This window comes from Pseudodesulfovibrio portus, assembly GCF_026000375.1.
GTDB lineage: Bacteria > Desulfobacterota > Desulfovibrionia > Desulfovibrionales > Desulfovibrionaceae > Pseudodesulfovibrio > Pseudodesulfovibrio portus.
Map to the genome: position 1 here is coordinate 1,793,726 of NZ_AP026708.1, position 24,054 is coordinate 1,817,779.

Below are 24,054 nucleotides of genomic sequence, written 5' to 3' on the forward strand. Positions count from 1 at the left end.
TCCTATGCGAATCGCCAACCGGCACGACAGGCCCTTCCCTACTCCTTCCCCCCGTACAAAGCATAATAGCCGCTCGGCACGACCACCAGGGTGAACAGGGTGGAGGCCACCAGCCCGAAGATGAGCGCCCAGGCCAAACCGGAGAAGATCGGGTCCAGGGTGATGGGCCAGGCCCCCAGGGCGGTGGTCAGGGCGGTGAGCACGATGGGCCGCATGCGCACGGCGCCGGACAGGGTAATGGCCTCTTTCATGGGCTTGCCGCTTTTGACCTCGGACTGGATGAACTCGATGAGCACCAGGGAGTTGCGGATGACGATGCCGCCCAGCGCGATCATGCCGATCATGGACGTGGCGGTGAAGAACACCGGGTCGTTGTAGCCGCCCACGGTAGTCCCGGCCATGAGATTGAGCAGCCAGAACCCGGGCAGGATGCCGAGCAGGGTCAGCGGGATGGCGGACATGATCAAAAGGGGCATGACGAACGAGCCGGTCTGGGCCACCAGCAGGATGAAGATGCCGAGCAGGGCTGCGGCATTGGCCAGACCCAGGTCGCGGAACACGTCCAGGGTGATCTTCCATTCGCCCTCGCCCGCCCACTCGGCGCTGGTTCCGGGCGGCATGGGGTCGTCGTTGAGCTTGGATTGCAGGTCGATGACCGCCTCTCCCGGCGGAACGCCCGCAGTGTCGGCGAACACGTAGGCCACGCGCTTGAGATTCTTGTGGTAGATGGGCTGCGGGGCCGGGACCGTGTGAAACGTGCCCAACTCGGCCAGGGGCACCATGGCACCGGCCGAGGTCTTCATGCGTAGGGACCCCAGAGACTCGGGGCCGCTCCTGAGGCCGACCGGCAGCACCACGCGCACCGGCAGGGGTTGGCGTTCCCGTGACCTGTGCACGGACGCGGGCACACTGCCGGACAACGCCAGGCGCAGGGTCTCCACCACGTCAGCGGCGGTGACGCCGTGCAGGGCGGCCTTTTCCTTGTCCAGCACGAAGTCGACCATGTCGCGTTCGGTGTCGGCCGAGTCGTCCAAGTCCACCAGACCGTGGTATTCAGCCATCTGTGCGCCGACATGTTTTGCGCCGAGAATCAGGGTGGAGTAGTCCAGATCCGGACGGCCGTAAATCTCCGTCGTCAGCGTGGCTATGACCGGCGGGCCGGGCGGCAGTTCCACCAGCTTGAGGGCGGCACCATGCTTGGCGGCGATGGCCGCCAGGTCATTGCGCAGCCGCAATCCGATGGCGTGGGATTGGGTATCCCGGTCGTCCTTGTGCAGCAGGTTGACCCGGATGTCCGCCAGGTTGGGCTGTTCTCGCCAGTAATAGTGGCGGACCATTCCGTTGAAATCCATGGGCGACGGCGTACCGGCAAAGGTTATGAAATTGGTCACTTCTGGCACGGTGCGCAGATAGGTTTCGAAATCGCGCACCACCCTGTCCGTGCGCTCCAGCGTCGCTCCTTCGGGCATGTCGATGAGAATTTGGAACTCGTTCTTGTTGTCGAACGGCAGCATCTTGAGCGGCACCAGACGCAGGAGCACCAACCCGCAACACAACAGCAGCCCGCCGAGGATACCGTAAAGGAGCAGCTTGCGGTTGCGCGCCTTGTCCAGCAGCGGCGTGATCGCCCTGGTGTAGACGGCCAGCAGGCGCGGGTTGACGTTCGGCGTCCCCTCCTGCGCGGATGGCCCGGACTTGAAGCGGTCCTTGAGCAGCAGATAGGCCAGCCAGGGGACGACGGTCAGCGAAGCCACGGTGGAAAAGGTCACGGTCAGGGGGACGTTGGCGGCCATGGGGGCCATATACGGTCCCATCATGCCGGTGATGAAGAACAGCGGCGTGAAGGACACGATGATGGCCAGGCTGGACAGAATGACCGGCGGCAGGACTTCCTGCACGGCAGCCAGGGTGGCCTCCATAGGCACCCGCAGCCCCATGCGGATGTGACGCTGGATGTTGTCCACGTTGGTGATGGGATCGTCCACCACCATGCCCAGTGACAGGATCAGGGCGAACAGGGTCACCCTGTTGATGGTGTAGCCGAGGAAGAGGTTGACCACCAGTGCCAGGGCAAAGCTGATGGGCACGGACAGGGCCACCACCATGGCCTCGCGCCAGCCCATGGTCAGAGCGAGCAGGACGACCACGGTGATGATGGCGAACGTCAGGGACGAGAGCAGCTCGTTGACCTTGGCCTGGGCGGTTTCACCATAATTGCGGGTCACGGTCACGGACAAGCCCTCAGGCAGGACCGTGCGCTCAAGTTCCTTGGCCTTTTCCAGCACGGTGTCCGCCACATTCACGGCATTGACGCCCTTTTTCTTTGACAGCCCTATGGTCACCGAAGGCCGTGAGATTGCTTCGGGCTTGCCGCCCATACCGGTCATGTACAGGTCGGAGAAGCCGATTCGCGAATAGCTGGTCGGCTCCTGGGGGCCGTCGACGATGTCGGCCACGTCGCGCAGGTACACGGGTTTGCCGTCGAACACGCCCACCACCAGGGAGGCAGCGTCATCGGCGGACAGAAGAAAAGATTGGGAGACCACCGGCGTAACCTGGTCGTGGCGCACGAAGTCGCCGGCGGCCAGGGAGCGGTCCGCTCCCTTGAGGGCGCGGTACACTTCCATGGGCGAGACGTGGAACCCGGCCAGGCGTTCGGGGCGGATCTCCACCCGCACCTCCCGAGAACGGCCGGAATGCAGGGTAACCCGAGACACGTCCTCAACCTCGGCCAGCCGGTGGAACAGTTCTTCGGCCATGCGGCGCAGGTCGTGATCGGAATAGGCGTCCTCGAAGCCGTGATCCGCGTGCAAGGTCAAGGCCACGATGGGCACATCGTCGATCTCCACCGGCTTGACCACCCACCCGGCCACGATGGCCGGAGCCAGATCCTGATTCTTGAGAATGGTGTTGTGCAGCTTGATGAGAGAATCTTCGCGGTCCTCGCCCACAAAGAAGCGGACCGTGACAGCCGTCATGTCCTTGCGCGAAATGGAGTAGACGTACTCCACGCCGTCGATCTGCCACAGCAGCCGCTCAAGTGGGGCGGTGACAAGCTTCTCCACCTCCTCGGCGGACGCCCCCGGCACCTGGACCATGACGTCGGCCATGGGCACCACGATCTGCGGTTCCTCTTCTCGCGGAGTGACCAGAACTGCAGCCACGCCGAAAACGATGGAGGCCATGATCAGAATGACCGACATCTGGGAAGTCAGAAAGACACGGACAAAGGAGGGCAGAATGCCCTTGACGGGAGTATCGTCGGCACTCATCACTGGCCTCCGTCGCCGCTGAAGCCGATGCCCAGGGTCTCGCCACCGGACAGCCCGGACAGGACCTCGACCCTGCCGTCAAGATTTTTTCCGGTCCGCACGTACACGGGCAGCCAGTTGTCGCCGTCCCTGACCATGACCGTTTCCAGCTGGCCCACGCGGGTGATGGCCCGCTCGGGCACGAGCACGGCCTCCTCCTGTCCCAGGGGCACCAGAAGGCGGCCGAACATGCCGGGATACAGGCCGGGCACCTCGGGCAGCCGGACCTTGACCAGGAAGGAGCGGGTCACCGGGTCGGCCAGGGGCTCGATCTCGGCCACTTCGCCTGCCAGGACCTCGCCTCCGAGGGCGGTCACCTTGACCGAAAGCTTGTCATGCAGGGAAATTCTGCCGATGAGCGACTCGCGGACCATGGCCTCCAGTTGCAGGGAGCCCCCGGTCTGCAGGGAAAGCAATTCCTTGCCGGGAAAGGCGAGGTCTCCGGGCTCCACGAGACGCCTGGCCACTTCTCCGGACTCCTGGGCCGTGATGGTGGTGTAGCCCAGCCCTATCTCGGCCTCCTCGACCACCTTGCCCGCCTCGCGGACGCGGGCCTCGGCAGCGGCCACGCCCTGTTCGGCCTGGCCCAACCCGGCCTTGGCCTGCAGAAAGGCGGACTCCGACTTTTCCATCTCCTCGGCCGTGACCACCTTCTGCTCGAACAGGGTGTTCATGCGCTTGTACGTGGACTCGGCCTTGGCAAAGGCGGCCTTGGCAGCGGCCAGCACGTCGCGGGCCTGCCTGGTCATGGAAGCGGCGGAAGACTTGGCCTGTATGGAGCGCTCCAACTGGGCCTGGGAGGCCTGGCTGTCCAAAACCAGCAACGTTTCGCCCGCGTTGACCTTGTCACCGGGCCTGACCAGCACCTTGAGCACCCGGCCCGTGACCTGGGCCTCGACGCGGGTGTCGGTCTTGGCCTTGACCGTGCCCACGGCCTCGTGCAGCCGGGGAAGGGGGACCCGCTCGGCCATGGCCGTTGCCGACGGCTTGAAGGAAGGAACGGACGCGTCCCGGGACGGCGTGTCGGACCCGCAGGCCGTCAGGATGAACACGGCCAGCACGACAAGAAACGGTGAAAGGAATTTTGTCATCATGGGCCCTGCATAGCACAAGACGGCAACAATCCGCTACGGGGTTTGTTCCCGAACCGCGCACCGTTACGCAATATCGACAAACAAAATTGCACCCAACGGAAATACGCGGTATTCATTGTCATCACAAACCTCCTGCCGACGAGGACCCCATGGACCACGCAACAGCCACGCTCAACCAGGTTCTGCCCATCCTGCTGCTCATCGTGCTCGGCCACCAGATGCGTTCGCGCGGCTGGTTCCGCGAGTCGCACATGGAAGGGCTCAAGTGGCTGGTCATCAACGTGGCCCTGCCCTCGGTCCTGTTCCTCTCGTTCCTCAGCCTGGAGCTCAAGGTCTCCTACCTGGCGGTCATGGTCATGATGTTCGTGCTCTGCATCGCCCTTTACGGCGCGGGCGTGATCATCCAGCGGGTGTTCTCCATCGACCACCCGTATTTCCCGCTGCTCATCACCGGGTTCGAGTTCGGCATGCTCGGCGTGTCCCTGTTCGGGGCCACCTACGGGCTGGAGCAGATCGGCTACATCGCGGTCATCGGCCTGGGGCACGAGTTCTTCATCTGGTTCCCGTTCCTGTCCCTGCTGCTCATCCGGCGCGACGGCATCCGCGACGTGACCACCCTGGCCACGGCCTTTCTCAAGGCCCCGCCCATCATCGCCATCATCTGCGGCATCGCCCTGAACCTGCTCGGCCTGAACCAGGGGCTGCACGCCTGGCCCGTTACCGGCGGGATGCTGGCCACCCTCAAGTTCGCGGGCAACATGATCATCCCGCTGATCCTGGTCATCGTGGGCTTCGGCTTCAAGCTGGACGCCCACGGCATCAAGGACGTGCTCGTGGCGGTGGGCGTGCGCATGGCCATCCTCATCCCCACGGCCCTGATCCTGGGCAGAGTGGTCCTGCACGGCATGCTCGGCCTGGAACGCGGCTTCGAGGCCGGCCTGTTCGTCATGCTCATCCTGCCCCCGCCCTTCATCATCCCCCTGTTCATGAAGGCCGAAGACCGCGAGGAGCGGCGCTACGTGAACAACGTGCTGACCGTGAACACCGCCTTTTCCCTGCTCGCCTTCGGGATATACCTGGCCTTCAACCCGGGCTTGTAGCCCGCGCCTCGGACCGGACCGGCGGTTCCCCGCGAGGAACCGCGGCACTTCCAGGTGCCTTCTTGTCTTCGGCATGGGGTCGGGTACGCTCCACGGGCGCACCCACGGGTACACCGCGATCAGCGGTCGCCCGAATCCGCCCCGAAACCCCGTGCGGGCAGACTGACTGTAGCCACCGGCGGCACGGTCTCTCCGACTTCCCGACAGGGAGGGGCCCCCGCCTTTTCAAAGTCGCAGGACACACCATGCCGGAATTCAGGCGCAAAAAAAGTGCGCTGACCGGTTTGCCCGGCGGTCCCCGATCGTTTTCCCTCGATCACGGGCTTCATGCGCACACTATTTTGTGATGAATCGCGACTCGTTTCGCTGATATATGGTTGACTGGCTTTTAACGGGGAGCACCCTCCGTTCGGGTTGCTGAAAATCTATGTCATGGGCAGTGCCCTCATGGCCTTCTTTGGTACTCTATAAATAAGCATCAAAAGCGGATTGTCCAGTGGCCGGAGCCGGAAATTCCCTACTTGACGCTCCTGACCACGGCCCCTTTCTCGCGGTCCGGGACCAACTCGTAGATGCGGTCCGCGCTGCCCGCGAACAGGTCCAGGGGGTGGTGGCTGATGATCAGCAACTGAAGTTTCAGGCGGCGGGCGATCTCGTTGATGAGCTGCATGAATTTCGGGATGAGCGCGGGCCGGAGCCAGCAATCCTGCTCGTCCAGCACCAGGAAGGGCCGGTGGCGTTCCTCGGGCAGTTGGGAAAGGGCGATGAGCCGCAGCCCCACGGACAGGATGTTGCAGACCGATCCGCCCTGGCCGGACATGATGTCCTCGATCTCCTCCTCCCTGCCCTGGTTGCGGATCTGGAAATGGATCTGAAGCCGGTTGGACTTGACCTCGCGTTCGGTGACCACCACCCGGTCCTGGCCCAATATCTCGCGAATGGCGTGGGTCAGGTTGGCCTCCACCTCGTCCAGGATCTTGCCGAACAGGGCGGTGGACAGCTCCTCGAGCCTGTCCCGGGCCTTGGGCGCGAGTACCAGGAACTCCTCCGCATCCGCAAGCTTGGCGCGCACGCGACTGTGCTCGGAATGCAGCCCTTCGGCCAGGGCCGAGAGCCTGTGGCAACGTCTCTCGATGAGGCGCAGGGTTTCCCGCTCTTCGTGCAGGGACACCTACTCGCCCTCCACCCCGTTCTCGACCTTGGCCAGGTCGGCCTGGATGGTGGTGATGTGCTCGCGGTATCCGGCGACCATCTCCTCGTTCTGCCGTCGCTTTTGTTCAAGCAACGCTTGAAGTTCTTCCATGTCGCTGGTGCCGTACTCGGCCTCTGCCTGGCGCTTGAGCGATTCGAGCTGCTCGGTCAGGTTGGCCACGTCCTGCTCGGTGCGGACCTTGCGGTCGCGCAACTGCTCGTACTGCTGCCTGAGTTCGTTCAACTCCCGCTCGACCAGGTTGTCCCGGGCCGCATCGGCCTGATTGGCTTGATTATTCACTGCGTGTGACCTCCTCGTACAGTCCCCAGATCAACTTGCCCTCCGGGGTCTTTTTGCTCAGATTCTCTTCCAGGAACTGCCTCAGCCCGGTGCCCTCGCGGGTGCGCTGCCAGGCCAGCCGCTCCAGTCCCTTGATGAAATTGGATTCCCCGTCCACTTCCTGCTCCTCGGGCGGCAGGTCCTGATCCGGGAAGACCTCGGTAAACGGCAGGTACGGCACCACCCACGTTTCCAGCTCCTCGCAGCCCGGTGTCCAGATGGCGGCAGCGGGTTCGCGGACCATGGACCGTCGGGTGAAGGTCAGCCGGGTGATGTTGCCGGGATTGGCCCAGGTCGTCTGCCCCTTGACCACGGTGGGCTGGGGCCGGTGGATGTGGCCGTTGATGAGCCAGTCGATGCCGGGCAGTTCGCGGATGGAATAGGCGCGTTCCTCGAACTCAGGAAATTGTATGTTGTGGTGGGTCAGCCAGACCACGGTGTCCGGATCGCCCTCCGCGCGCTCGTACCCTTTGGGCAGGGGCACGCCGTCCGGGCTGGCGCAGACCAGGACCTCTCCGTCCGGGGTGTCCAGGATGAACTGCGGGCCGTCCTCCTTCATGAGAATGACCGCGTTTGCGGTCTCCAGCACCGCAAGGGACACGTCGTCCGTAAACCGGGACTGGTACTTGTCGTGGTTGCCGACCAGCACCCGGACCTTTGCGTCGCCGGTGCGGGAGCCGAACAGCCGGATCAGATCCACAAGCATCTTGTTGGAGTTGTCGCGGGGCCAGTGGAACAGGTCGCCGAGGATGACCGGGACCATGCCCAACGCATCGGCGCGGTCCAGGCAGGCAGTCAGTTTGCTCATGATCTGATCAATATATCCGTCCAGCCGCTGTCCCGGCGGAGTGTCCGCCAGATGCGGGTCTGCGACCATGAAGAGTCCGTTTCCGCGCACGTGATCAAGAGTCATGGCACCCCCCGTGATCAAGGAATTCGGCGGCGGTCATGTCCCGCCCGCAGGTGGGGCAGCGGCCAAGCTCGTCGATCCTCGCGGTGAGCTGTTCCACAATGTTCCGCAAATCCGTCTCCAAACCCGAAAGGGATGTTTCCTGCGTCCGAATCCGGCCCGTCAGGTCGGCCATCCGGGCCAACAGCGAACGCAGCCCTTCCCCTGATTCGAGGACCGGCGGCTCAATCACACCTCGCAGGACACCGTGCCAGCGACCGAGGCGGGCACCCCGGTATTGCAGGGCGATGTATTCGTCCAGCAACCCGGAAAGCCCGGCGGTCTTCTCCGGCTCGGGCGGGGCGAACAGATCGGCCAAGGCCCCGGCCTGGGCCTCCACCCTGCGCAGGGTGCGGTCCGTCGAAAACAGCGTATCCGCCAACCGGGCCAGGGAGGGCGCGTCTTCGGTCCTTGGCGGTGATTCAAGAGGCTGGAGCGCGCCGGACGCGCCCTGCGCCGTGCCAAGTTGCCGGGCCGCACGGTCCAGCAGGGTCAGGGTTTCGGCCAATTCCCGGGTCTCGGACGGTTGCGGCGGGGCCGACGCCTTTTCGAGCACAGTGGCCGCCATCCCTCTGGCCTTCAAGGTTCCTGCCAGGTTCCTGCCCTGCGCCAGCACCCCTTCCAGGGCAGGGATTTCCCGCTCGTAACGGATCGTCTCGGTCTCCATTTCGCGGGCCGCTTCGATCTTCAACTCCAGCGACGGCAAAGACTCCAGGCAATCCAGTTCCCTTTCGATCCGCCCGAGATCGGCGCTCAGCGCCTCGCTCTCCCGCTTGCGGTCCCGGACCTGCAGCTTGAGCAGGTCCTGCATGGCCAGCAGATGGGCGGACTCGGTGGAGGCTGCGAAAAATGCGGCCGCGTCGGAATCGGGCCGGTTGAGCAGGAAGACCGGTTCCCGCTGGTTGCCGATGTGGATGTCCACCGGGCGGCTGGATGTCTCCAGGTCAACCTGGTTCATGCGCAGGACTTTCTGTATGTCTTCCGGGACCTTGCGTTGCAGCTTGTGGTATTCTTCCGGCTCATCGGCGCCGGGCAGCCACAGCTCGTACATGGCCCACCGCTTGGTGCGCACCCAGACCACTTTGGTGGTGTCGTCCATCTCAACGGCGACCCGGGCCTCTTTGGCTCCGTGGCGCAGGAAATGACTCGGCGTGGGATTGGTGGCCACGCAGCGCAGGGCCTCGACCACGGCGGATTTTCCGGTGTTGTTCGGCCCGGTGAGGATGGTCACGCCCGGCCCGAGCTCCAACTCGGTGTGGACGTGAGCCATAAAGTTATCGATTGTGACTTTCTTAATCATTATCTAAGGATATCTCGGCTTATCTTTACATAATCGGAACCATTCCGTGGAGCCGGTTTCCTGCATCCTGTTGTTGTTCCGCCGCCAGATCGTTTCCAGCCGCTCCGGGAATCCGTGGCGGTCACAGGGGAACTCGCCGCACTGGAAACAATAGTCCACCCCCTGCTCGCGGACGCATTCCGTCACCCGGCAGGACTGGAACAGGCACCCCTGCTCCCGGCATCCCGTGCAGGAGCCGGAGGCCAGGAAATCAAGCAGTTCGGCAAAGTCGGCATATTTGGAGAACACCGGGTTCATCCCCTCGAACCTCTTGGCATACTCCGCAAAATTATCACCGAGCTGCGCCTTGAGTCCGCTGCTCAGCCGCTGCACCGGGCCGCCCTCAAAGGCGACACAGTTGCCGCAGACCAGCCCGCACGGGGCCAGGCGGCTGTTGGTGAACACGGCTTCCTCGGCAAGGTAGCCGTGTTCGCGGAGGATTGAAAGCGCGGTTTCCACCGAGAAGACCACGGCATCGAGGCATTTCTCCCGCTTGTCCTCTTCCTTGTACCGCTGTTGCCCCTCGGCAGTGTTGAAGTCGCACTCGATCAGGCCGAAACAGTTTGTGGAGCCGAATTCTTTTTCAAAATTTTCCTTGAATTCCTGGACGATTGCATAAACCGGGTCATAGTCGCCGGTCTCGGCGGTGTGCCCGGCCAGCAGCCCCATGCCCATGACCGCGCCGCTCACGGCCCCGCATTGGCCGCAGGTCCGGGCCAGGCCCGAACAAAACCCGGTGGCCATGCGCACGGCGTCCTGCGGGTCCTTTCCGCCCGCCTCTGCCAACTCCCTGACCACCAACTCGGCGCATAAGTGCTCTTCACGGCGAAACATCCCGTCCAACCGGGCGCGCAACTCACTCTCGGTCATTGTTTTCTCCGGTGTTGCAGGCCAGGAACGGGCAGAATTCCAGCGCCTGTTTCGTCAACCTCGTGTCCGCACCCTTGCCCTGATGCAGGATGAGCGGCGGCTCCACCTTGAGCCCGGGCCCGCCCGCCTTGACCGTCTCCATGAGCACCATCTTCGCGGTCTCGTCCGCCCGGCCGTGGACCAGCCGCATGCGCTTGGGCACCAGCCCGCTCTCGGCCAGGTCCCCCATCAGCTCGGGCAACCGCTCGGGCAGATGCACGAAGGTAAATTTGCCCTTTGTCTTGAGGGCCACCGCCGCACACCGGGCGAATTGGCCGAAGGTCCCCCTGGCCTCGAAACGGGCGGTCTTCCGGTCCTCGCCTCGGCTCGCCCTGCCGACCCCAAGCCCCCGGTACGGCGGGTTGGAGACAACGAAATCCAGCACCTTTGCCGGTCGCCAGGCCGTTACGTCCGCGACCTCAAACGTCAACTTATCGATAAGATGCAAATTGATCTTGTTTACCTCGGCAGCCCTTATGGATTCAGGGCTTACGTCGATTCCGGCAATATGCAAATCCGGCTGACGAAGGACCATTCCGATACCCACCACACCACAACCGCATCCCAGGTCAACGCCCTTCTGGCGGCGTCCTGCGTGAGCAAAGCAACTCAGGAGCAGGGAGTCCAGGGAGAAGCGGTATCCGTTGTCCGGCTGGACCATGCCGCGCGGGAAAAAATCGCGCCGCTCGAGCACGGCCTCGGCATCGACGGCCGCCATCACGCCCCCTTTGCCTTGCGCCGGACGCGAGCCCGGAACACATCCACGAACAGCCGGGCCTCGTCGAGCCGGAGCACGAGGGCCAGGACCACATACAGAATCACCCAGACCGGGATGAGCAGCAGCCACCACGGGTGCCAGGCAGCGGTTGTGAACGCGCCCCAGCCGATGAGGATGGACAGCGCCCCGGTCTTGAGCACCGTGCCGGAGGGCAAGAGCCGCGTGCCGCGCTTGCGGGTCAGCAGCACGTGCAGGAGCGCGAAGTTGAGCAGGGACGAGGCGGACACGGCCAGGGCAAGCCCCACGTGGGCCAGGGGCTGCATGAGCCAGACGCCGAGGCCGACATTGGCGATCAGGCAGAGCACGGCGATCTTGACCGGGGTGCGCGTATCCTCCAGGGCGTAGAACGCGGCCACCAGGGGCCGGGCCAGGGCAATGAACGGAAGCCCCACGGAATAGGCCACCAGTGCCTGGGCCGTGGCGACCACGGCCTGAGCGGTGAACGCGCCCCGCTCGAACAGCAGGCCGATGACCGGCCCGGCCAGGCCGATGAGCCCGGCAGCGGCAGGCAGGGCGATGAACAATGTCAGCCCAAGCGAGGCGGACAACGCCTTGTCGAACTCCTCCAGCTCGCCCTTGGCCGCCAGCCTGGACAGGGACGGCAGAGCCGCCGTGGACACGGCGATGCCGAACACGCCGAGAGGGAACTGGACCAGCCGGTCCGCGTAATAGAGATAGGACACCGAGCCCACGGGCAGGAACGAGGCGAGCAATGTGCCGAGCAGGATGTTGATCTGGTAGACCGCGGCCCCGAACACCGTGGGCAGCATGAGCAGCCCCATGCGGGCCACGCCCTTGTTGCGCCACGACCACGAACCGCGCCAGGAGAACCCGGCGCGCGTCAGGAAGGGCTGTTGCAGCAGCCACTGGGCCGCGCCCCCCGCGAGCACGCCCCAGGCCATGCAGTAGGCCACGTTGAAACCGAAGAAATAGCCGAACAGGGCGGCCCCGATGAGGGCGATGTTGAGCGCCACAGGGGCCAGGGCCGGGGCCAGGAAATGGTTGCGTGCGTTGAGGATGCCCATGCACAGGGCAACGGAACAAATGAAGATGACGTACGGGAAGCAGATGCGCACCAGGTCCACGGTGACCGCGAACTGGACCGCGTTGTCCAGGAAGCCGGGCGCAATGGCCATGGTCAGGGGACGGGCAAGGATCTCCACCAGGACCGTGATGCCGACCAGGATGACGGCCAGCCACACCATGGCCGAACGGGCCATGGCCCGGGCCGCTTCCTCGCCCTCTTCCTCCAGCACCCGGGAATAGACCGGGATGAAGGCCATGGTCAGGGACCCCTCGCCGAAGAGCCGCCGCAACAGGTTCGGGATGCGGAAGGCCACGAAAAAGGCGTCCGCGAACAACCCCGCGCCCAGGGCAAAGGCCACGATGATGTCGCGCACAAACCCGAGAATGCGCGAAACCAGCGTGGCTCCGGCCACCACCGCAGCGTTCCTGGCTATGGATTTCCCGTGTGCGGACATGGTTCTCCCGGCCTGACTACAATCTTCTATTGTAGATGGTTGTGGTTTTACAACTTATCGTTTTTTCTGACATTTCGGGCAAAAAGTCGATGTCCTGCCCGCCACTTTCACGGCCTGAAGCCGGCTCTCGCAGCGTACGCAACAGCAGCCTTTCTTGCCGTACACGTTAAAACTGTTCTGGAACGCCCCGGCGTCGCCGCTGGCGTTCACGTAATCCGAAATGGAGCTGCCGTTCTCGCTGATGGCCAGCTTCAGCACGTCCTGCAGATGGGCGAACAACTCCACCGCCTTGGCCTGCCCAATCCGGTCGCCCCTTGTCTCGGGGTGCAGCCCGGCCCGGAACAGGGACTCGTCCGCATAGATGTTGCCCACCCCGGCCACCACGGACTGGTTGAGGAGCAACGCCTTGACGGCCGACCGGCGGTCCCGGATGCGCCCGGCCAGCTCCTCGGGAGCGGTCTCGAGCGGCTCGGGTCCGGCCCGTTTCAGGAAATCCCATTCGGCCAGTTCCTCGGGCGTGAAGGCGCGCACATAGCCGAACTTGCGCATGTCGGAAAAAATGAGCTGCGACCCGTCGTCCAGGTTGAACAGGATGCGGTCGTGCCTGTCTGCCGCGCGCCGCTCCCCGTGGACCACCCGCCCGGTCATCTTGAGGTGGAAAACCAGGGTGGACCGGTCGTCCAGCTCGATGAGCAGGACCTTGGCCCGCCGGTACGCCCGCCTGATGGTGCGGCCCACGGCCTTGGGAACCAGGGTGTTGGCCGGTTCGGAGAGCCGCGTCAGGCCCGGGACCTCGGCTGAGACGATGGTCCGGCCTTTGAGCGTCGCGTCCAAACCACGCGCAATGACTTCCACTTCGGGCAGTTCCGGCATGGTTTGGTGAGTACCTGAAAATGAGCGGGGTGAAAAGTTCGATTCCCCAAAGGGAGCCGTCAGTCGCGGCGCAGGGTGAACCGCCAGGCGCAGGCCCACTCTTCCGGGTGGTCGTCAGGCGGACAGGCCACGCACTCGCACCTGAACCGGTCGTCGATCTCGCGGGAAAAGCCGGTGTACTCGACCGTGCCGCCGGACTTGCACGGGTAGTCGGCCAGCCCCCGGCGCTTGCGGGCGGTCTGCACCCGGCAGTCGGTCATGCGGAAGACGATGGACCCTTCGGTCTCCTCCACGAACTCCCACTCGTTGAGATGGCAGTACATGCGGGCGGCCATGGCCGCCTTGAGGGCCGGGATGCCGCCCCGGTCCGGCAGGTTGAGCCGGGCCTTGGCCCGGCGGGCCTCCAGGGGCGCGAACCGCGTCCAGCAGGTGTCGTTGACCCGCTTGGCCGAGTCCATGCCCGCCGCCTTTTCCACGGCCTGGAACCATACGCCGTCGGCGGCCAGCCAGCCCGTGCGCAGGGCCTGGATCGCCTTGTCCAGCGTCGCCGGGTCCACGCCGTCCAGCAGCGTGCCGGGGGCACGGCCCAGGACGCGCTCCAGCTTGCCGGTCAGGATGGCCGCGAGCCGGTCGCCCGCCTCCTGCTCTGCGGAAAGCGCCGCGTCCAGGCCGAGCTGGTGCACGGCCTCTGCCAGCCACAGGCCGTAGTGGGCTGAAAGCTGGCGAACGACTTCGGCCAACTCCGCCGTCGTGTCGGAATTCATATCGGTCACAGTACCTCCCGGTTCCGGGAAGCACTACACGCCAACCGGCCCGATATGCAAGGTTGTTGGAGAAACCGGCGAAAGGGATGAATCTCGCCCGGCAGCCGATACCGCAGCGAGGACACGGATTGCCCGCAGCAACGCAGGCATCGCCCATAGCTGCCGCTAAAACCGGTAGCCCAGGCGGAGGCCCACGTTGTCCATGCCCTCGTTCTCGTTGGCAAGATAGGCGTTGGACATATGCTCGAACTGGATGGACAGGTTGACTTTTTCCGTCAGGTTGTACCCGACGGCCGCGCCGATGCGGAACAGGACCGGCGAGCCCAGGGACTTGCGGTCGGTCTTGTCGGTGTCCAGGTAGCCGTTGTGCACGGACAGCCCCAGGCTGCCGTCCACGAAGAAATCGCCGAAGATGTCGTACTCCCAGGTCAGGCCGGTGTAGGCGTGGGAAGTGTTGCCCGCCGTGTTGACGGTCACGCCCATGTGCGGCCTCGGCGACCAGACGACGTCCAGGAACTCCGGCGACACGAACAGGAGTTCCGCGTTGACGTCGGACCCGTCCTCGCGGTCAAAGCTCCAGAAATCAATGTCGTGGACGTACACGCCGCCCCGCACTTCGGAAAAAATGGAGTCCTCCGCACAGGCAGGGGAAACGGCAATGAGCATCCCGATGATCAGGGCCAGAGCGAAAAGCAGATGTTTCATGGCAACCGTCCTTTTGCACGAGTTACGGCCATCATTACAGAACAGGACAGTCGGCTGTCAAATCGCCCCTAGCGGCAGAAGGCGTCCAGGAACGCGGCTTCGTCTTGGGAGCTCGCGCTCACCCACCAGACCAGATCGCCGCCGAACCAGATGAGGTGGGCCTGTCCCATGCCGATGAACCGGTACACGGCGCGCCCGGAGTGGTCCACGCGGGACGGGTCCTTGAAGGGAGACCTGGGGTTCTCGTACATCTTGTGCACCATGAGCCCGGCCTGGCGGCGCGCCTCGGCCTCGTCGGCCACCCGGGACACCCAGACCTCGGCCGGGCGCTCGCCGGGCCGTGCGTACCGCGCGACAACGCTCTCTTCGGCGGCAAGGGCCTTGCCGTGCAGCTTGTCCACCTCGACCTGGGCGTCAGGTCCGGCAATGAGTTGCACGCGCGTCAAATCGCCCACGGATTCGGGCAGGAGCGCGGCCAGGCCGCCGCCCATGGCAACGGCCGGGAGCAGGACAGCCAGCAGGCACAGTGAAAATGACAAACAACGGATCATTCATTGCCCTCTTCGGTTTTCGCCGCAGACTCGGCGGGTTTTTTCCTGGCCACGCCGAGTTTGCCCACGTCGGAAGTGAAGGACGTCTCGCCCCGGCGCACGGTAAAGACCAGCGGTTCATCCGCGTCATGAACTTTTTTCCCGGCCACATGCAAACTCATTAGAGATTGAAGAGGCACGCCGGAAGCTTCGACAAGCACATCGCCGGGCCGTAACCCCGCCCTGGCAGCGCGCGAAGCGCGCTCGACGGATTCCACGAGCAGGCCGCCCTCGGGCTGTGCGGTCAGCAGCGCACCCATTTTGGACTGGTAGGAGTCCGGGGAATAGAAAAACAGGTCGCCCGCCTCGTCATCGAAGGACTCGCCGCGCCAGGGCATGATGGACAGTACGCGCGCGCCCGGATCGAACCAGCGGATGCGCTTGGCAATGCCCCAGCCGTATTCAACATGGCCCTCTCCGGCGACGACCAGCACCGGCCAGTCGTATTTCTTGCGCAGCCGGACCGCTTCCTCGGCCATCTTGGAATCCCAGATGGACTGGACCAGGAAAAACCGCTCGCGCTGCACCGCGTCCCCGGGGTCCTTTGTCTCATGCATGCCGAATATGGCGTCCAGGAAGGCACGCTGGTCCGTGGCCGGGGGGACGATCTCCCCGGGAAGATACGCCCGCTCCTCATCGGTCAGCGCGTCCAACCCTTCCCTGGAAATCTTGCGCGTCACGCTCGCGGGCACGTTCAACCCGGCCACGGGCACGGAATTCCTGCGGGCGATCTTGAAATGTTCCCGGAAATGGGAAAAGGGATAGCCCCACCTTTCGGCCCACTCCAACTCCTCGGCCAGGCCGTCCACGGCCACCTGCCCCTTGCCGAAATCATCGAGTACGGGCTGCTTGTCCACGGCCACCATCTCAAGCCCCAGGGAGAGGCCGTCGCCGTTGTTGGACAGGGCCTCCAACACGGCTTGCTGAACCTTGTGGTCCACTGGATTCCGGTGCCCCTCGCCAATCAGAATATAGTCATAACCGGACGCAATCTCAGTGATTTCCTTGAAATCGACCGGATTCCCGTATTTGGAGACGAGGTCGCCTTTCTGCGGAAGGAAGGTCACGGACAGCGGCGGATGCGACGAAATTTCCACGTTTCTTTTCACGCATGCCCCCAGGGTCAAAGCCAGGCCGAGCAGCCCGAACACCAACAGTCGGTTGTATCGCATCAAAGTTCCTTGAAGTTCCCCTGTTATGCGGGCCGCGTCACTGTCACCGGCCCGCCGGATGAGTCCGTACATTACCATACTCCAATTTGAAGCGCACCCACAACACCCACCACCTTCCCACACCCCAACAGAACTACGACAATTCATTTCACCAACCACAACATACAAACATAACTTGTCATCCAAACACCGGCAACTTATCGATCACACCCCATACCCTGCGGCCCACCCCCGCGAAGCGGCTACAAAAAGTTTGGGAAGGGGGTCCAGGGGGAAACCCTTCTCAAAGGGTTTCCCCCTGGTCGCCGAAGGCACCCAAAAAAAGCCCGCCCCGGCGAGAGCCGGAGCGGGCGATTATTGATTGCGTCCAAGCGCGGGCTAGTCCCAGGTGCGCTTGTCTTCGATGGGCCGGATCTGCGGGGGCAGGGTTCCGGGCGCGAGCACCTTGAGGATCGGGCGCAGCTTGATCTTCTCGCGGAAGAGGTGCAGCAGCTCGTCTTCCTGGTTGAACTGGCCGGCCTCGATGGACAGGATCATCTCGTCGATGCCGCCGGGGTTGGTGACTTCGATCTGCCAGCGCTTGACCTCTTCGAACCGGGCCATGACCTGCTCGACCTGATGCGGGTACACGAACATGCCCTTGATGCGGGCGGTGGTGTCCACGCGGCCGACGATGCCGCCCAGGCGCGGGGAGGTGCGTCCGCAGGAGCAGGGAGAGCGGTCCAGGTAGCCGAGATCGCCGGTGGCCAGACGGATGAGCGGGTAGGTCTTGTTGAAGGCCGTGACCACGATCTCGCCGACCTCGCCGTCCTTGAGCGGGATGCCGGTGTCGGGATGGCAGATTTCGACGTAGGCGCGGTTGGAGAGATGCAGCCCGGACTTGTGGAAGCATTCGTAGCCGATGCAGCCGACGTCGGCGGTGCCGTAGCCCTGGCGCATGATGCAGTCGAACTTCTTTTCCAGGGTGGAGCGCATCTTCTCGGAGAACTTCTCGCCGGTGACGAAGGCGACCTCGAGGAACAGGTCCTTGCGCAGGGACAGGCCCATTTCCTCGGCCTTCTGGGCGAGATGCATGAGGTAGCTGGGGGTGCCGACGTAGCCGGTCACGCGCAGCTTCTGCATGATCTCGATCTGGGAGTTGGTGTTGCCGGGACCGGCGGGCACCACGGCGCAGGCCAGGTTGCGCAGGGGCTCCTCGAACATGAGGCCCGCGGGCGCGAGGTGGTAGTTGAAGGTGATCTGGGCCAGGTCGCCGGAACGGAAACCGGCGGCGTAAAAGCCCTCGGTCCAGCCCCAGTAATCCTCGGAGCGGTCCTCGGGATCAAAAATCGGGCCGGGTGAGAGGAACACGCGCTGCAGCTCGCCCAGGTCCTTGGTAAGCAGTCCGCCGAGGCGGGGGCCCATGGACTGGAGGAAGATCAGTTCCTTCTTCTTGATGATGGGGATATGCTTGAGGTCGTTCAGGGTGCGAAACTTGTCCACATTGAACTGGGCGCGGTCGAACCGCTTCTTGACGTCCTCGGAGTAGCGGTAGGCGTAGGACAGCAGCTCTTTCAGCTGGAGCTGGCAATACTGTCGGCGCTCCGACTCGTCGAGCACCTCGCGGCGGGAATAGATTCCCTCTGTGCGGTCTTTTCTTGTCATATCTATACTCCTTATCAGGGATGATTTCCTGTGTCAGACAGGGAGCGGGACTATAGCACGCTGGATAATTTTTGCAAGAAATATTTTAAATCAACAGGCATTCTCGCAGGTTAGAGACCTTTACTCCAAGACCGCCCACATGCTAAATTCTGCTTGACACTTGAATTTCAAATGGATAGTGATACGTTCCTTGGCGTGCGGGTCGTTAACTCAGTTGGTAGAGTATCTGCCTTTTAAGCAGAGAGTCACTGGTTCGAGCCCAGTACGACCCACCAAATGCGTCCCCATCGTCTAGTGGCCTAGGACTCCGGCCTCTCACGCCGGCAACAGGGGTTCAAACCCCCTTGGGGACGCCAAGACATATCAACGGGTTACGGTGAATGCCGTAACCCGTTTCTTGTTTACGTGGCTCGTCCGCGTGGCTCGAGTGCCACGTCAGCATCACCGGACCAACTTCAGGGCAGGCGGTTTCCTGTTCCCGTCATCCCGCCAGGCCGCATCCAGGGCATCCACCGCGCCGGTACTTTTCTTGACCTTGTGGATGTACCGCTGGGTCGTCGCAATGGACTTGTGACGAAGCAACTGCTGCACTTCCAGGATGGTCGCCCCGTTATGGATGGCGATGCTGGCGGACAGGTGGCGGATTCCGTGATAACCGAAGTTCTTCACGCCGACATCGGCGCACAGCCGCCGCAGCCAGCGGTTGTTGATGTCCAAAAGGCCTTCGAACCGGCTTCCGAACACCAGTTCCTCATCCCTGGACATCAGCTTCCATTCCGCCAGATGCGCCCTGAGCATGCCGGAAATGGGCAGCTCGTCGAACTCGGCATTCCCGCTTCTGCGCTTGTTGGTCCAGAAACCGATCATGCCCGTGGCCAGATTGACTTCCGAGCACTTGAGCTTCCACAATTCGCCCCGGCGGGCAGCCGTGTGGAACGCCAGCAGAAGCAGTTGCCGCTGCAAGGGCGTTGCCGCATCCACGACCTTGCGGAAGTCCTCAAGGGGCGGAACCCACCTCGGGTGGCGCTGCTCGGGGAACTTGTCCACGGATCGGAACGGATTCGTCTTGTCCATTCCCAAATACCGCGCACCCCACTTCCAGGCGGCGGCAAGGTTTTTCCGGTCCCGATTGGCCGTGTTCCCCGTGGTCTGCTGCTTGAGCCGACTCAGGTGGTTCAGGGACATCACCGGGGTGATCTCATGAACCAACTGATTGGGACGCACCGTCATTTCGAACAAACGCCGAAACGCAAGGCGCTTATCCGAGCAGCTTCCCTTCGACCAAGTGGCCGTGGCGTAATCCATGTAGGCATTCGCCCAATCCCCGACCAGGACTTCCAGGCCCACGCGATGCATGTCCTTTCGTTTTTCCGCATCGGCGAGCTCCAAGGCTTCTCGGGTCTTGTTTTCCCATTTTTCAGCGTCTTTCATCTTGTCAAAGAGCTGGGTGCGCCTGATCTGAGGCGAACCGTCGGATGGCGTAAAGCGCACGGACCCACGCCACCGTCTTTTTTCCTTGTAAGGCATTGTCCTTTCTCCTTAATAGGGAAGGCCGCTTACCGGGATTCACGCTGCCATAGCTTGTGTTTGTCGGTCAAATTCTTCCGCTGCCGTTTTTTAGGCATGGGGATATCGTCTGGCTGGTCCGATTCCCCCACGGTGTTCCGTGCCCGGTAAGCATCCACGTTTTCCCGAAGGAAGCGGATTCCACGCGTTCCGACAATGAAGGCCTTCAAACGAACCTTCATATCGCGACGCCTGACAAGGCTTTCGGATATTCCCAAAAGCTGGGCAACTTGTTTAACCGTTAACACAGTATCCACGTTCACGACCTTCAACCGGTTTCGTCGAGCCGGACATCCTGACGCTCAACACACCAGTTCAACACTCCCGGCATGTGCAAAGTCAAACGGCTGGAGGGGGAAAAGAATAAAAAAAACGACCCCGCCGGGAAATGGCGGGGCCGCATCTAATAGGAACTGCCCAGATAGGCGTTCGATATGTCACGGCGACCGGGGGAATGCCCTGCCGCTTCCTCGATGGCGTCTCGCGCTTCGTTGTCAAGCCGGGGCCATTCGTCCCCGACCGTTGCCTGGGCTGCCTCCTGGAACACCTGCACGCTCTCGTGCTGGTTGGGCGGCTCAAAGCCCGCGTGATTCACATACATTTGATGAAACCTTTCGTGCCGAAGACCGTGCAAGGTTCCTCCGGCATTCTTACCGGCAAGGCCGTGTTTCCTGGCCGCATAGTCCAGCCGGTGCAGCCAGTTGTCGCCCATGCCCCCGGGCATGAGGTTGTGGATACCCTTCCTGTTGGAGGGGGACACGAATTCCTCGGCTCGTTCAAGAGCCGCTTCCTGTTGCCGGGACAGACCATGCAGGGTCCGAGGCCTGCCGCCCTTTGTCCCGTACTGAACGAGAAGGCTATGGTTTTCCCGGTCCCAATCGTTGGGCAGGTCCAGCTTGGCTGATTCTTCCCGACGCAGCCCGAGCTCATACATCAGCTCGATCTGAGCCGCCGCCCGGCCAGCATGCCGGAACGACGCGTCGTTCCGCATGCTGGCCAGGGATTCTTTAACCATATCCGGGATGACCGCGCGGGACGCCTGATTGGCGATGGAGCCGCGCCGCACCCCGAAGGTCGCGTTGCTATTGCTAATATTGTCGTTCTCGTAGGCTCGGCAGACGTGGCGGGCAGCGGTGAAGACTTCGGCAATCCTGCCGTCGCCCACGCCGTCCGCACGCATGGTGTCCGCCACGCTCTGGAAGTGCCTGTTTGTCACCTTGGTCCACTTCTCGACCCCCATGTTCGCCTGGCGCAAAACATCGACGAAATGGCGGGCCGTCTGGCGGATTCGGTGTTGTTTCGATTTTGGCCCGGACAAGGTTGCCCGGTTCGCCGCAAACTTGAGGCTGTCGGATTTTCCCATTGGAATTCTCCTTCCGTTAAAGGTTCGGGGCAGCGCCCCGGGGCCAAGCAGATCGGACTTTTCCCGTTATCCGGGAAAGACCTGCCTGTGGCGGTAAACCCGCCACGCATCACCAGCTAAGGGAAGAATAAATGCCCGTTTCCCATTGGAAGAAGATTCCGGAAGACCCAGTCAATAAGGGGTGCTGCCCCGCAAGCGCATACGTCTTGCGAATAGAGTGGCAGCCGTAGGGGAAGTGCGGCAATGACAAGCGTAGATACTTGCCATTCCACCATCGGCGGGTGCTGCGTTACAGCCTGCGTGTTTGGATTCTGAAATGGCCGTTTGTTTGGAAAACGGCGCGTGGATCGTTGAAGCTCAAGGCTTCTTCATGCGTCATCAGTTCAGACTAACGTCTTGAACTTATGACGCGCGGTAAGTGCGTTTCACCTCCTTTTGGTTACGGAATTATCCGGTGGATATGCCCCACCATATGACGCCGCCAAACCCTCGCGCAAGCTCCGGCGGCACGATTTATTCCCCTCCCGCCGATTTTCCGCGAGCGTGACACAAGCAGCCGCCGGGGCAAGGCCAAGCCCTTCGGGCGGACGCTTCGCGGTCCGGCCTTGCCCCGACGACTTTACTTGCGTCGTGATTACCGCAGGCGACGGCGAGAGGGATGGCGGGTTCGGCTCCGGCTCAAGGGATATTCCCTGGCCCTTGCTCTCGCATCCATCCCAAAAATAGTAACATAATTCTTGCTGTAATTTACCAACTTATTACTTAATTTAATTAATAGACTAGTCAATTGCCGTTGTTAATGATGTTGTTGGTTAACTCGATTTTGAATCCGGCCCTGGTGCTATCCCGTGGTCCGCGCTCACGCATCCACCCAAAAAGCAACAACCCTCTTGCTATTGATAATTAACTTATTTATTATCTTGACTAAGCAACTAATTACTTAATTCTGTTAACAAGGCAGTTGATTAATTATGACTGAAGACAGCGTCGTTGACCTCGCCCCTGTGAAGACTCCGGAACAATTGTTGAAGGAAGAAGTCGGGCTTTATCTGAAGATTGTCCGGGAAACTCAGGGCAAACCCTTGAGATGGGTCGCCCAGAAATTGGGGGTCTCCAACTCGTTCATATCCCAGATCGAAAAGGGAGACGCTTCGATTCCACTGGATCGGGTACTCGACTTTTCCCTTGCCTATGATCTTCCTGTTCCAGAGTTCGTTCGAATCGTTCTCGTCACCATGCACAACGACACATATCGGGCGTTGATGAGCATACTGGAAAATGACCCGGAAATGGCTAAGGCTGCCAAGAGTTGCCACACGGTTGCAGATCCCAAAGAGCGAGCCAGGCGGCGCAAAGCTCTCAACCCTGGGCTGAGTTCAAAATCGCTTCAACGAATGCGGGAATTCATTTTGGAAAACCAAAAGCCGACGTATGGAAATCCGGTGGCAGGTGACTCGTGATTGATCTACGGAAACAAGACCACCTGGGGGTAACCTCGTCGTCCGAAGACGGCGACATCCACAACGATGATGCGTTCCTTTTTTTGGAGAATTGTCCTTCCCACCGGTACGAGGCCATAATCACCGACCCGCCTTTCGAGATCGGTATCGCTGGCAAGGATTGGGATTGCAAAAAGCTTCGGATCGACGTTCTAGCCTACCAATTCCATCGCGTTCTGAAACCTGGCGGCAATGTCTTTGTGTTCTGCTCGGATTTCCAATTCGGCGATTGGTATCGGGAGCTTTCACGCTATTTTACCAAGTTGCGCAAATATGCCTGGTGCAAACCGGATTCACGAGGCACCAACAAGGGGATGTTTCAGGAGAGCTTCGAACTCGGGCTGCATGTGTGCTCAGAAAATTCATATTTCGACAAGGAAGGCCGCTATAAAAATTATGTGGTCGCTGGAAAAACATCAGGGAATGAACGGATGATGCCTGACCCCGATGAGGAATGGTCAACCAAGAAGGGCGAAAAGACCCTTCACCCAACGCAAAAAAAAATGTCGGTAATTGAAACTCTGGTTACCGCATTGAGCAAAGAAGGCGACACCATTTTTGATCCCTTCGCAGGCACCGGAACGCTTGGGGTTGCAGCCAGGAATTTGGGCAGAAAATTCGAGATGGTCGAGTACGGCTTCCGAAACCACATCGCTGCATGGGACAGGCTTTTAGGGGAAGAGTAAGGCCAAACACCAACAAGCCGAATTAATATTCGAGACGAAGCTCGACTGCCCTATTCAACTTCATCCTAAGATGTTCCCATTTTGGGACGACTCGGGACAACAGGCGATAAAACGCTGCCGAGTGGTTCCTGACGCGCAAATGGCAAAGTTCGTGGAAAATCACGTACTCGATGCAATCCTTCGGCGCTGCGACAAGCTCAGGGTTCAGGATGAGCGTACCGCTATTGGTACAGCTTCCCCAACGTTTCCGCATCCGAAGCATTCGCCACTCCGGAATGGTTTTCGCGCCGATCCCGGAAGTTCTCTCCAGGCACGATCCCACCAGGGAATGGAAAATCGCATCCGCCCGATCACGAAGCCACGCATCAACCAGTTTCTTGGCCACATCTGCGCCATCCTGGGCCAGGAGGGTCACTTCCAGATGCGCTCCCTTGAGCTTGGCTGAACGTTCGTGGCCAACCAACAGCTTCAACCGATATTGCCGTCCCAGATACCTGATTTCCTCGCCGGAGACATATCGCCTGGCCGGGATGGCCGGGGGATAAGCCGCGAATATCCTCTGCTGCTTGAGGACCCAAGCTCCCCGGCTTTTCACCTTGGCCGCTATCTCATCGACAGTTGCCGTCCGAGGCGCATCCGTGACGACGGTACCATCGGGGAAGACATGGATGGCCAAGGTCTTCCTGGTCGCTGGCCGGAT

General features: G+C 61.9%; 22 protein-coding genes and 2 tRNA genes. 5 read left to right on the forward strand and 19 right to left on the reverse strand.

All coding sequences use genetic code 11. The features are described 5' to 3' along the window. Nucleotides 1–38: 38 nt before the first annotated feature. Both OO730_RS08655 and OO730_RS08660 read right to left on the reverse strand, forming a co-directional pair. A complete protein-coding gene (locus OO730_RS08655) occupies nt 39–3,272 on the reverse strand; it encodes an efflux RND transporter permease subunit (RefSeq protein WP_264981038.1) in 3,234 nt (1,077 codons plus the stop codon). After that, nucleotides 3,272–4,405, reverse strand: a complete 1,134-nt coding sequence (locus OO730_RS08660; RefSeq protein WP_264981039.1) for an efflux RND transporter periplasmic adaptor subunit — start codon at nt 4,403–4,405, stop codon at nt 3,272–3,274. Before OO730_RS08660 ends, OO730_RS08655 begins: the two co-directional genes overlap by 1 nt. A gap of 149 nt (nt 4,406–4,554) precedes the next feature. Between OO730_RS08660 and OO730_RS08665 the strand changes: the two genes are divergently transcribed. Next, complete coding sequence (locus OO730_RS08665; protein ID WP_264981040.1) at nt 4,555–5,505, forward strand: AEC family transporter; 951 nt, start codon at nt 4,555–4,557, stop codon at nt 5,503–5,505. Nucleotides 5,506–6,022: 517 nt separating this feature from the next. On the opposite strand, the gene OO730_RS08670 is transcribed toward OO730_RS08665, so the two are convergent. The 13 genes from OO730_RS08670 to OO730_RS08730 form a co-directional block, all read right to left on the reverse strand. Further along, complete coding sequence (locus OO730_RS08670) at nt 6,023–6,676, reverse strand: P-loop NTPase family protein (RefSeq protein WP_264981041.1); 654 nt, start codon at nt 6,674–6,676, stop codon at nt 6,023–6,025. Next, entirely contained in the window at nt 6,677–6,997 is a 321-nt protein-coding gene (locus OO730_RS08675) for a hypothetical protein (protein ID WP_264981042.1), read from the reverse strand. Further along, a complete protein-coding gene (locus OO730_RS08680) occupies nt 6,990–7,949 on the reverse strand; it encodes a metallophosphoesterase family protein (RefSeq protein WP_264981044.1) in 960 nt (319 codons plus the stop codon). The genes OO730_RS08675 and OO730_RS08680 overlap by 8 nt, the downstream gene beginning before the upstream one ends. Beyond that, nucleotides 7,939–9,285, reverse strand: a complete 1,347-nt coding sequence (locus OO730_RS08685) for an AAA family ATPase (protein ID WP_264981045.1) — start codon at nt 9,283–9,285, stop codon at nt 7,939–7,941. Before OO730_RS08685 ends, OO730_RS08680 begins: the two co-directional genes overlap by 11 nt. 3 nt (nt 9,286–9,288) lie before the next feature. Then, entirely contained in the window at nt 9,289–10,194 is a 906-nt protein-coding gene (locus tag OO730_RS08690; RefSeq protein ID WP_264981046.1) for a C-GCAxxG-C-C family (seleno)protein, read from the reverse strand. Then, nucleotides 10,181–10,951: a tRNA1(Val) (adenine(37)-N6)-methyltransferase gene (locus OO730_RS08695; RefSeq protein ID WP_264981048.1), complete on the reverse strand. Its 771-nt coding sequence runs from the start codon at nt 10,949–10,951 to the stop codon at nt 10,181–10,183. The genes OO730_RS08690 and OO730_RS08695 overlap by 14 nt, the downstream gene beginning before the upstream one ends. Next, nucleotides 10,951–12,492, reverse strand: a complete 1,542-nt coding sequence (gene murJ / locus OO730_RS08700; RefSeq protein WP_264981049.1) for a murein biosynthesis integral membrane protein MurJ — start codon at nt 12,490–12,492, stop codon at nt 10,951–10,953. Before murJ ends, OO730_RS08695 begins: the two co-directional genes overlap by 1 nt. Before the next feature lie 54 nt (nt 12,493–12,546). Next, nucleotides 12,547–13,365, reverse strand: a complete 819-nt coding sequence (gene mutM / locus OO730_RS08705) for a bifunctional DNA-formamidopyrimidine glycosylase/DNA-(apurinic or apyrimidinic site) lyase (RefSeq protein WP_264981050.1) — start codon at nt 13,363–13,365, stop codon at nt 12,547–12,549. A gap of 59 nt (nt 13,366–13,424) precedes the next feature. Further along, the gene (locus tag OO730_RS08710; protein ID WP_264984149.1) at nt 13,425–14,129 is read right to left on the reverse strand and encodes a DUF6125 family protein; all 705 of its coding nucleotides are present in this window, start codon (nt 14,127–14,129) and stop codon (nt 13,425–13,427) included. A 165-nt stretch (nt 14,130–14,294) separates the two neighbouring features. Next, nucleotides 14,295–14,834: an acyloxyacyl hydrolase gene (locus tag OO730_RS08715; RefSeq protein WP_264981051.1), complete on the reverse strand. Its 540-nt coding sequence runs from the start codon at nt 14,832–14,834 to the stop codon at nt 14,295–14,297. A gap of 68 nt (nt 14,835–14,902) precedes the next feature. After that, complete coding sequence (locus OO730_RS08720; RefSeq protein ID WP_264981052.1) at nt 14,903–15,385, reverse strand: hypothetical protein; 483 nt, start codon at nt 15,383–15,385, stop codon at nt 14,903–14,905. After that, entirely contained in the window at nt 15,382–16,596 is a 1,215-nt protein-coding gene (locus tag OO730_RS08725; RefSeq protein WP_264981053.1) for a ChaN family lipoprotein, read from the reverse strand. The genes OO730_RS08720 and OO730_RS08725 overlap by 4 nt, the downstream gene beginning before the upstream one ends. 378 nt (nt 16,597–16,974) lie before the next feature. Further along, entirely contained in the window at nt 16,975–18,240 is a 1,266-nt protein-coding gene (locus OO730_RS08730; RefSeq protein ID WP_264981054.1) for a phenylacetate--CoA ligase family protein, read from the reverse strand. 199 nt (nt 18,241–18,439) lie between these two features. Between OO730_RS08730 and OO730_RS08735 the strand changes: the two genes are divergently transcribed. Both OO730_RS08735 and OO730_RS08740 read left to right on the forward strand, forming a co-directional pair. Further along, a tRNA-Lys gene (locus OO730_RS08735) sits at nt 18,440–18,515 on the forward strand. 5 nt (nt 18,516–18,520) lie between these two features. Next, nucleotides 18,521–18,596 (forward strand) — tRNA-Glu (locus OO730_RS08740). Between the two features lie 85 nt (nt 18,597–18,681). Here the strand turns inward: OO730_RS08740 and OO730_RS08745 are convergent. The 3 genes from OO730_RS08745 to OO730_RS08750 all read right to left on the reverse strand — a co-directional run bounded on the left by OO730_RS08745 (nt 18,682) and on the right by OO730_RS08750 (nt 21,169). Beyond that, complete coding sequence (locus tag OO730_RS08745; protein WP_264981055.1) at nt 18,682–19,767, reverse strand: site-specific integrase; 1,086 nt, start codon at nt 19,765–19,767, stop codon at nt 18,682–18,684. Between the two features lie 29 nt (nt 19,768–19,796). Further along, nucleotides 19,797–20,069, reverse strand: a complete 273-nt coding sequence (locus tag OO730_RS16300) for a helix-turn-helix domain-containing protein (RefSeq protein ID WP_407681889.1) — start codon at nt 20,067–20,069, stop codon at nt 19,797–19,799. Nucleotides 20,070–20,209: 140 nt separating this feature from the next. Continuing rightward, a complete protein-coding gene (locus OO730_RS08750) occupies nt 20,210–21,169 on the reverse strand; it encodes an integrase domain-containing protein (RefSeq protein ID WP_264981056.1) in 960 nt (319 codons plus the stop codon). A 971-nt stretch (nt 21,170–22,140) separates the two neighbouring features. Here OO730_RS08750 and OO730_RS08755 point away from each other — a divergent pair. Then, the gene (locus tag OO730_RS08755; protein WP_264981057.1) at nt 22,141–22,629 is read left to right on the forward strand and encodes a helix-turn-helix domain-containing protein; all 489 of its coding nucleotides are present in this window, start codon (nt 22,141–22,143) and stop codon (nt 22,627–22,629) included. Continuing rightward, nucleotides 22,626–23,354, forward strand: a complete 729-nt coding sequence (locus OO730_RS08760; RefSeq protein WP_264981058.1) for a DNA-methyltransferase — start codon at nt 22,626–22,628, stop codon at nt 23,352–23,354. Before OO730_RS08755 ends, OO730_RS08760 begins: the two co-directional genes overlap by 4 nt. A gap of 22 nt (nt 23,355–23,376) precedes the next feature. Here OO730_RS08760 and OO730_RS08765 read toward each other — a convergent pair whose 3' ends face one another. Then, entirely contained in the window at nt 23,377–24,030 is a 654-nt protein-coding gene (locus OO730_RS08765) for a M48 family metallopeptidase (RefSeq protein ID WP_264981059.1), read from the reverse strand. Nucleotides 24,031–24,054: the final 24 nt, after the last annotated feature.

Excerpts from the sequence above, each read along its gene's own strand:
- OO730_RS08655 (WP_264981038.1), bottom strand. The coding sequence starts at position 3,272 with ATGAGTGCCGACGATACTCCCGTCAAGGGCATTCTGCCCTCCTTTGTC.
- OO730_RS08660 (WP_264981039.1), bottom strand. The coding sequence starts at position 4,405 with ATGATGACAAAATTCCTTTCACCGTTTCTTGTCGTGCTGGCCGTGTTC.
- OO730_RS08665 (WP_264981040.1), top strand. The coding sequence starts at position 4,555 with ATGGACCACGCAACAGCCACGCTCAACCAGGTTCTGCCCATCCTGCTG.
- OO730_RS08680 (WP_264981044.1), bottom strand. The coding sequence starts at position 7,949 with ATGACTCTTGATCACGTGCGCGGAAACGGACTCTTCATGGTCGCAGAC.
- OO730_RS08685 (WP_264981045.1), bottom strand. The coding sequence starts at position 9,285 with ATGATTAAGAAAGTCACAATCGATAACTTTATGGCTCACGTCCACACC.
- OO730_RS08690 (WP_264981046.1), bottom strand. The coding sequence starts at position 10,194 with ATGACCGAGAGTGAGTTGCGCGCCCGGTTGGACGGGATGTTTCGCCGT.
- OO730_RS08695 (WP_264981048.1), bottom strand. The coding sequence starts at position 10,951 with ATGGCGGCCGTCGATGCCGAGGCCGTGCTCGAGCGGCGCGATTTTTTC.
- murJ (WP_264981049.1), bottom strand. The coding sequence starts at position 12,492 with ATGTCCGCACACGGGAAATCCATAGCCAGGAACGCTGCGGTGGTGGCC.
- mutM (WP_264981050.1), bottom strand. The coding sequence starts at position 13,365 with ATGCCGGAACTGCCCGAAGTGGAAGTCATTGCGCGTGGTTTGGACGCG.
- OO730_RS08710 (WP_264984149.1), bottom strand. The coding sequence starts at position 14,129 with ATGAATTCCGACACGACGGCGGAGTTGGCCGAAGTCGTTCGCCAGCTT.
- OO730_RS08715 (WP_264981051.1), bottom strand. The coding sequence starts at position 14,834 with ATGAAACATCTGCTTTTCGCTCTGGCCCTGATCATCGGGATGCTCATT.
- OO730_RS08720 (WP_264981052.1), bottom strand. The coding sequence starts at position 15,385 with ATGATCCGTTGTTTGTCATTTTCACTGTGCCTGCTGGCTGTCCTGCTC.
- OO730_RS08725 (WP_264981053.1), bottom strand. The coding sequence starts at position 16,596 with ATGCGATACAACCGACTGTTGGTGTTCGGGCTGCTCGGCCTGGCTTTG.
- OO730_RS08730 (WP_264981054.1), bottom strand. The coding sequence starts at position 18,240 with ATGACAAGAAAAGACCGCACAGAGGGAATCTATTCCCGCCGCGAGGTG.
- OO730_RS08745 (WP_264981055.1), bottom strand. The coding sequence starts at position 19,767 with ATGCCTTACAAGGAAAAAAGACGGTGGCGTGGGTCCGTGCGCTTTACG.
- OO730_RS08750 (WP_264981056.1), bottom strand. The coding sequence starts at position 21,169 with ATGGGAAAATCCGACAGCCTCAAGTTTGCGGCGAACCGGGCAACCTTG.
- OO730_RS08755 (WP_264981057.1), top strand. The coding sequence starts at position 22,141 with ATGACTGAAGACAGCGTCGTTGACCTCGCCCCTGTGAAGACTCCGGAA.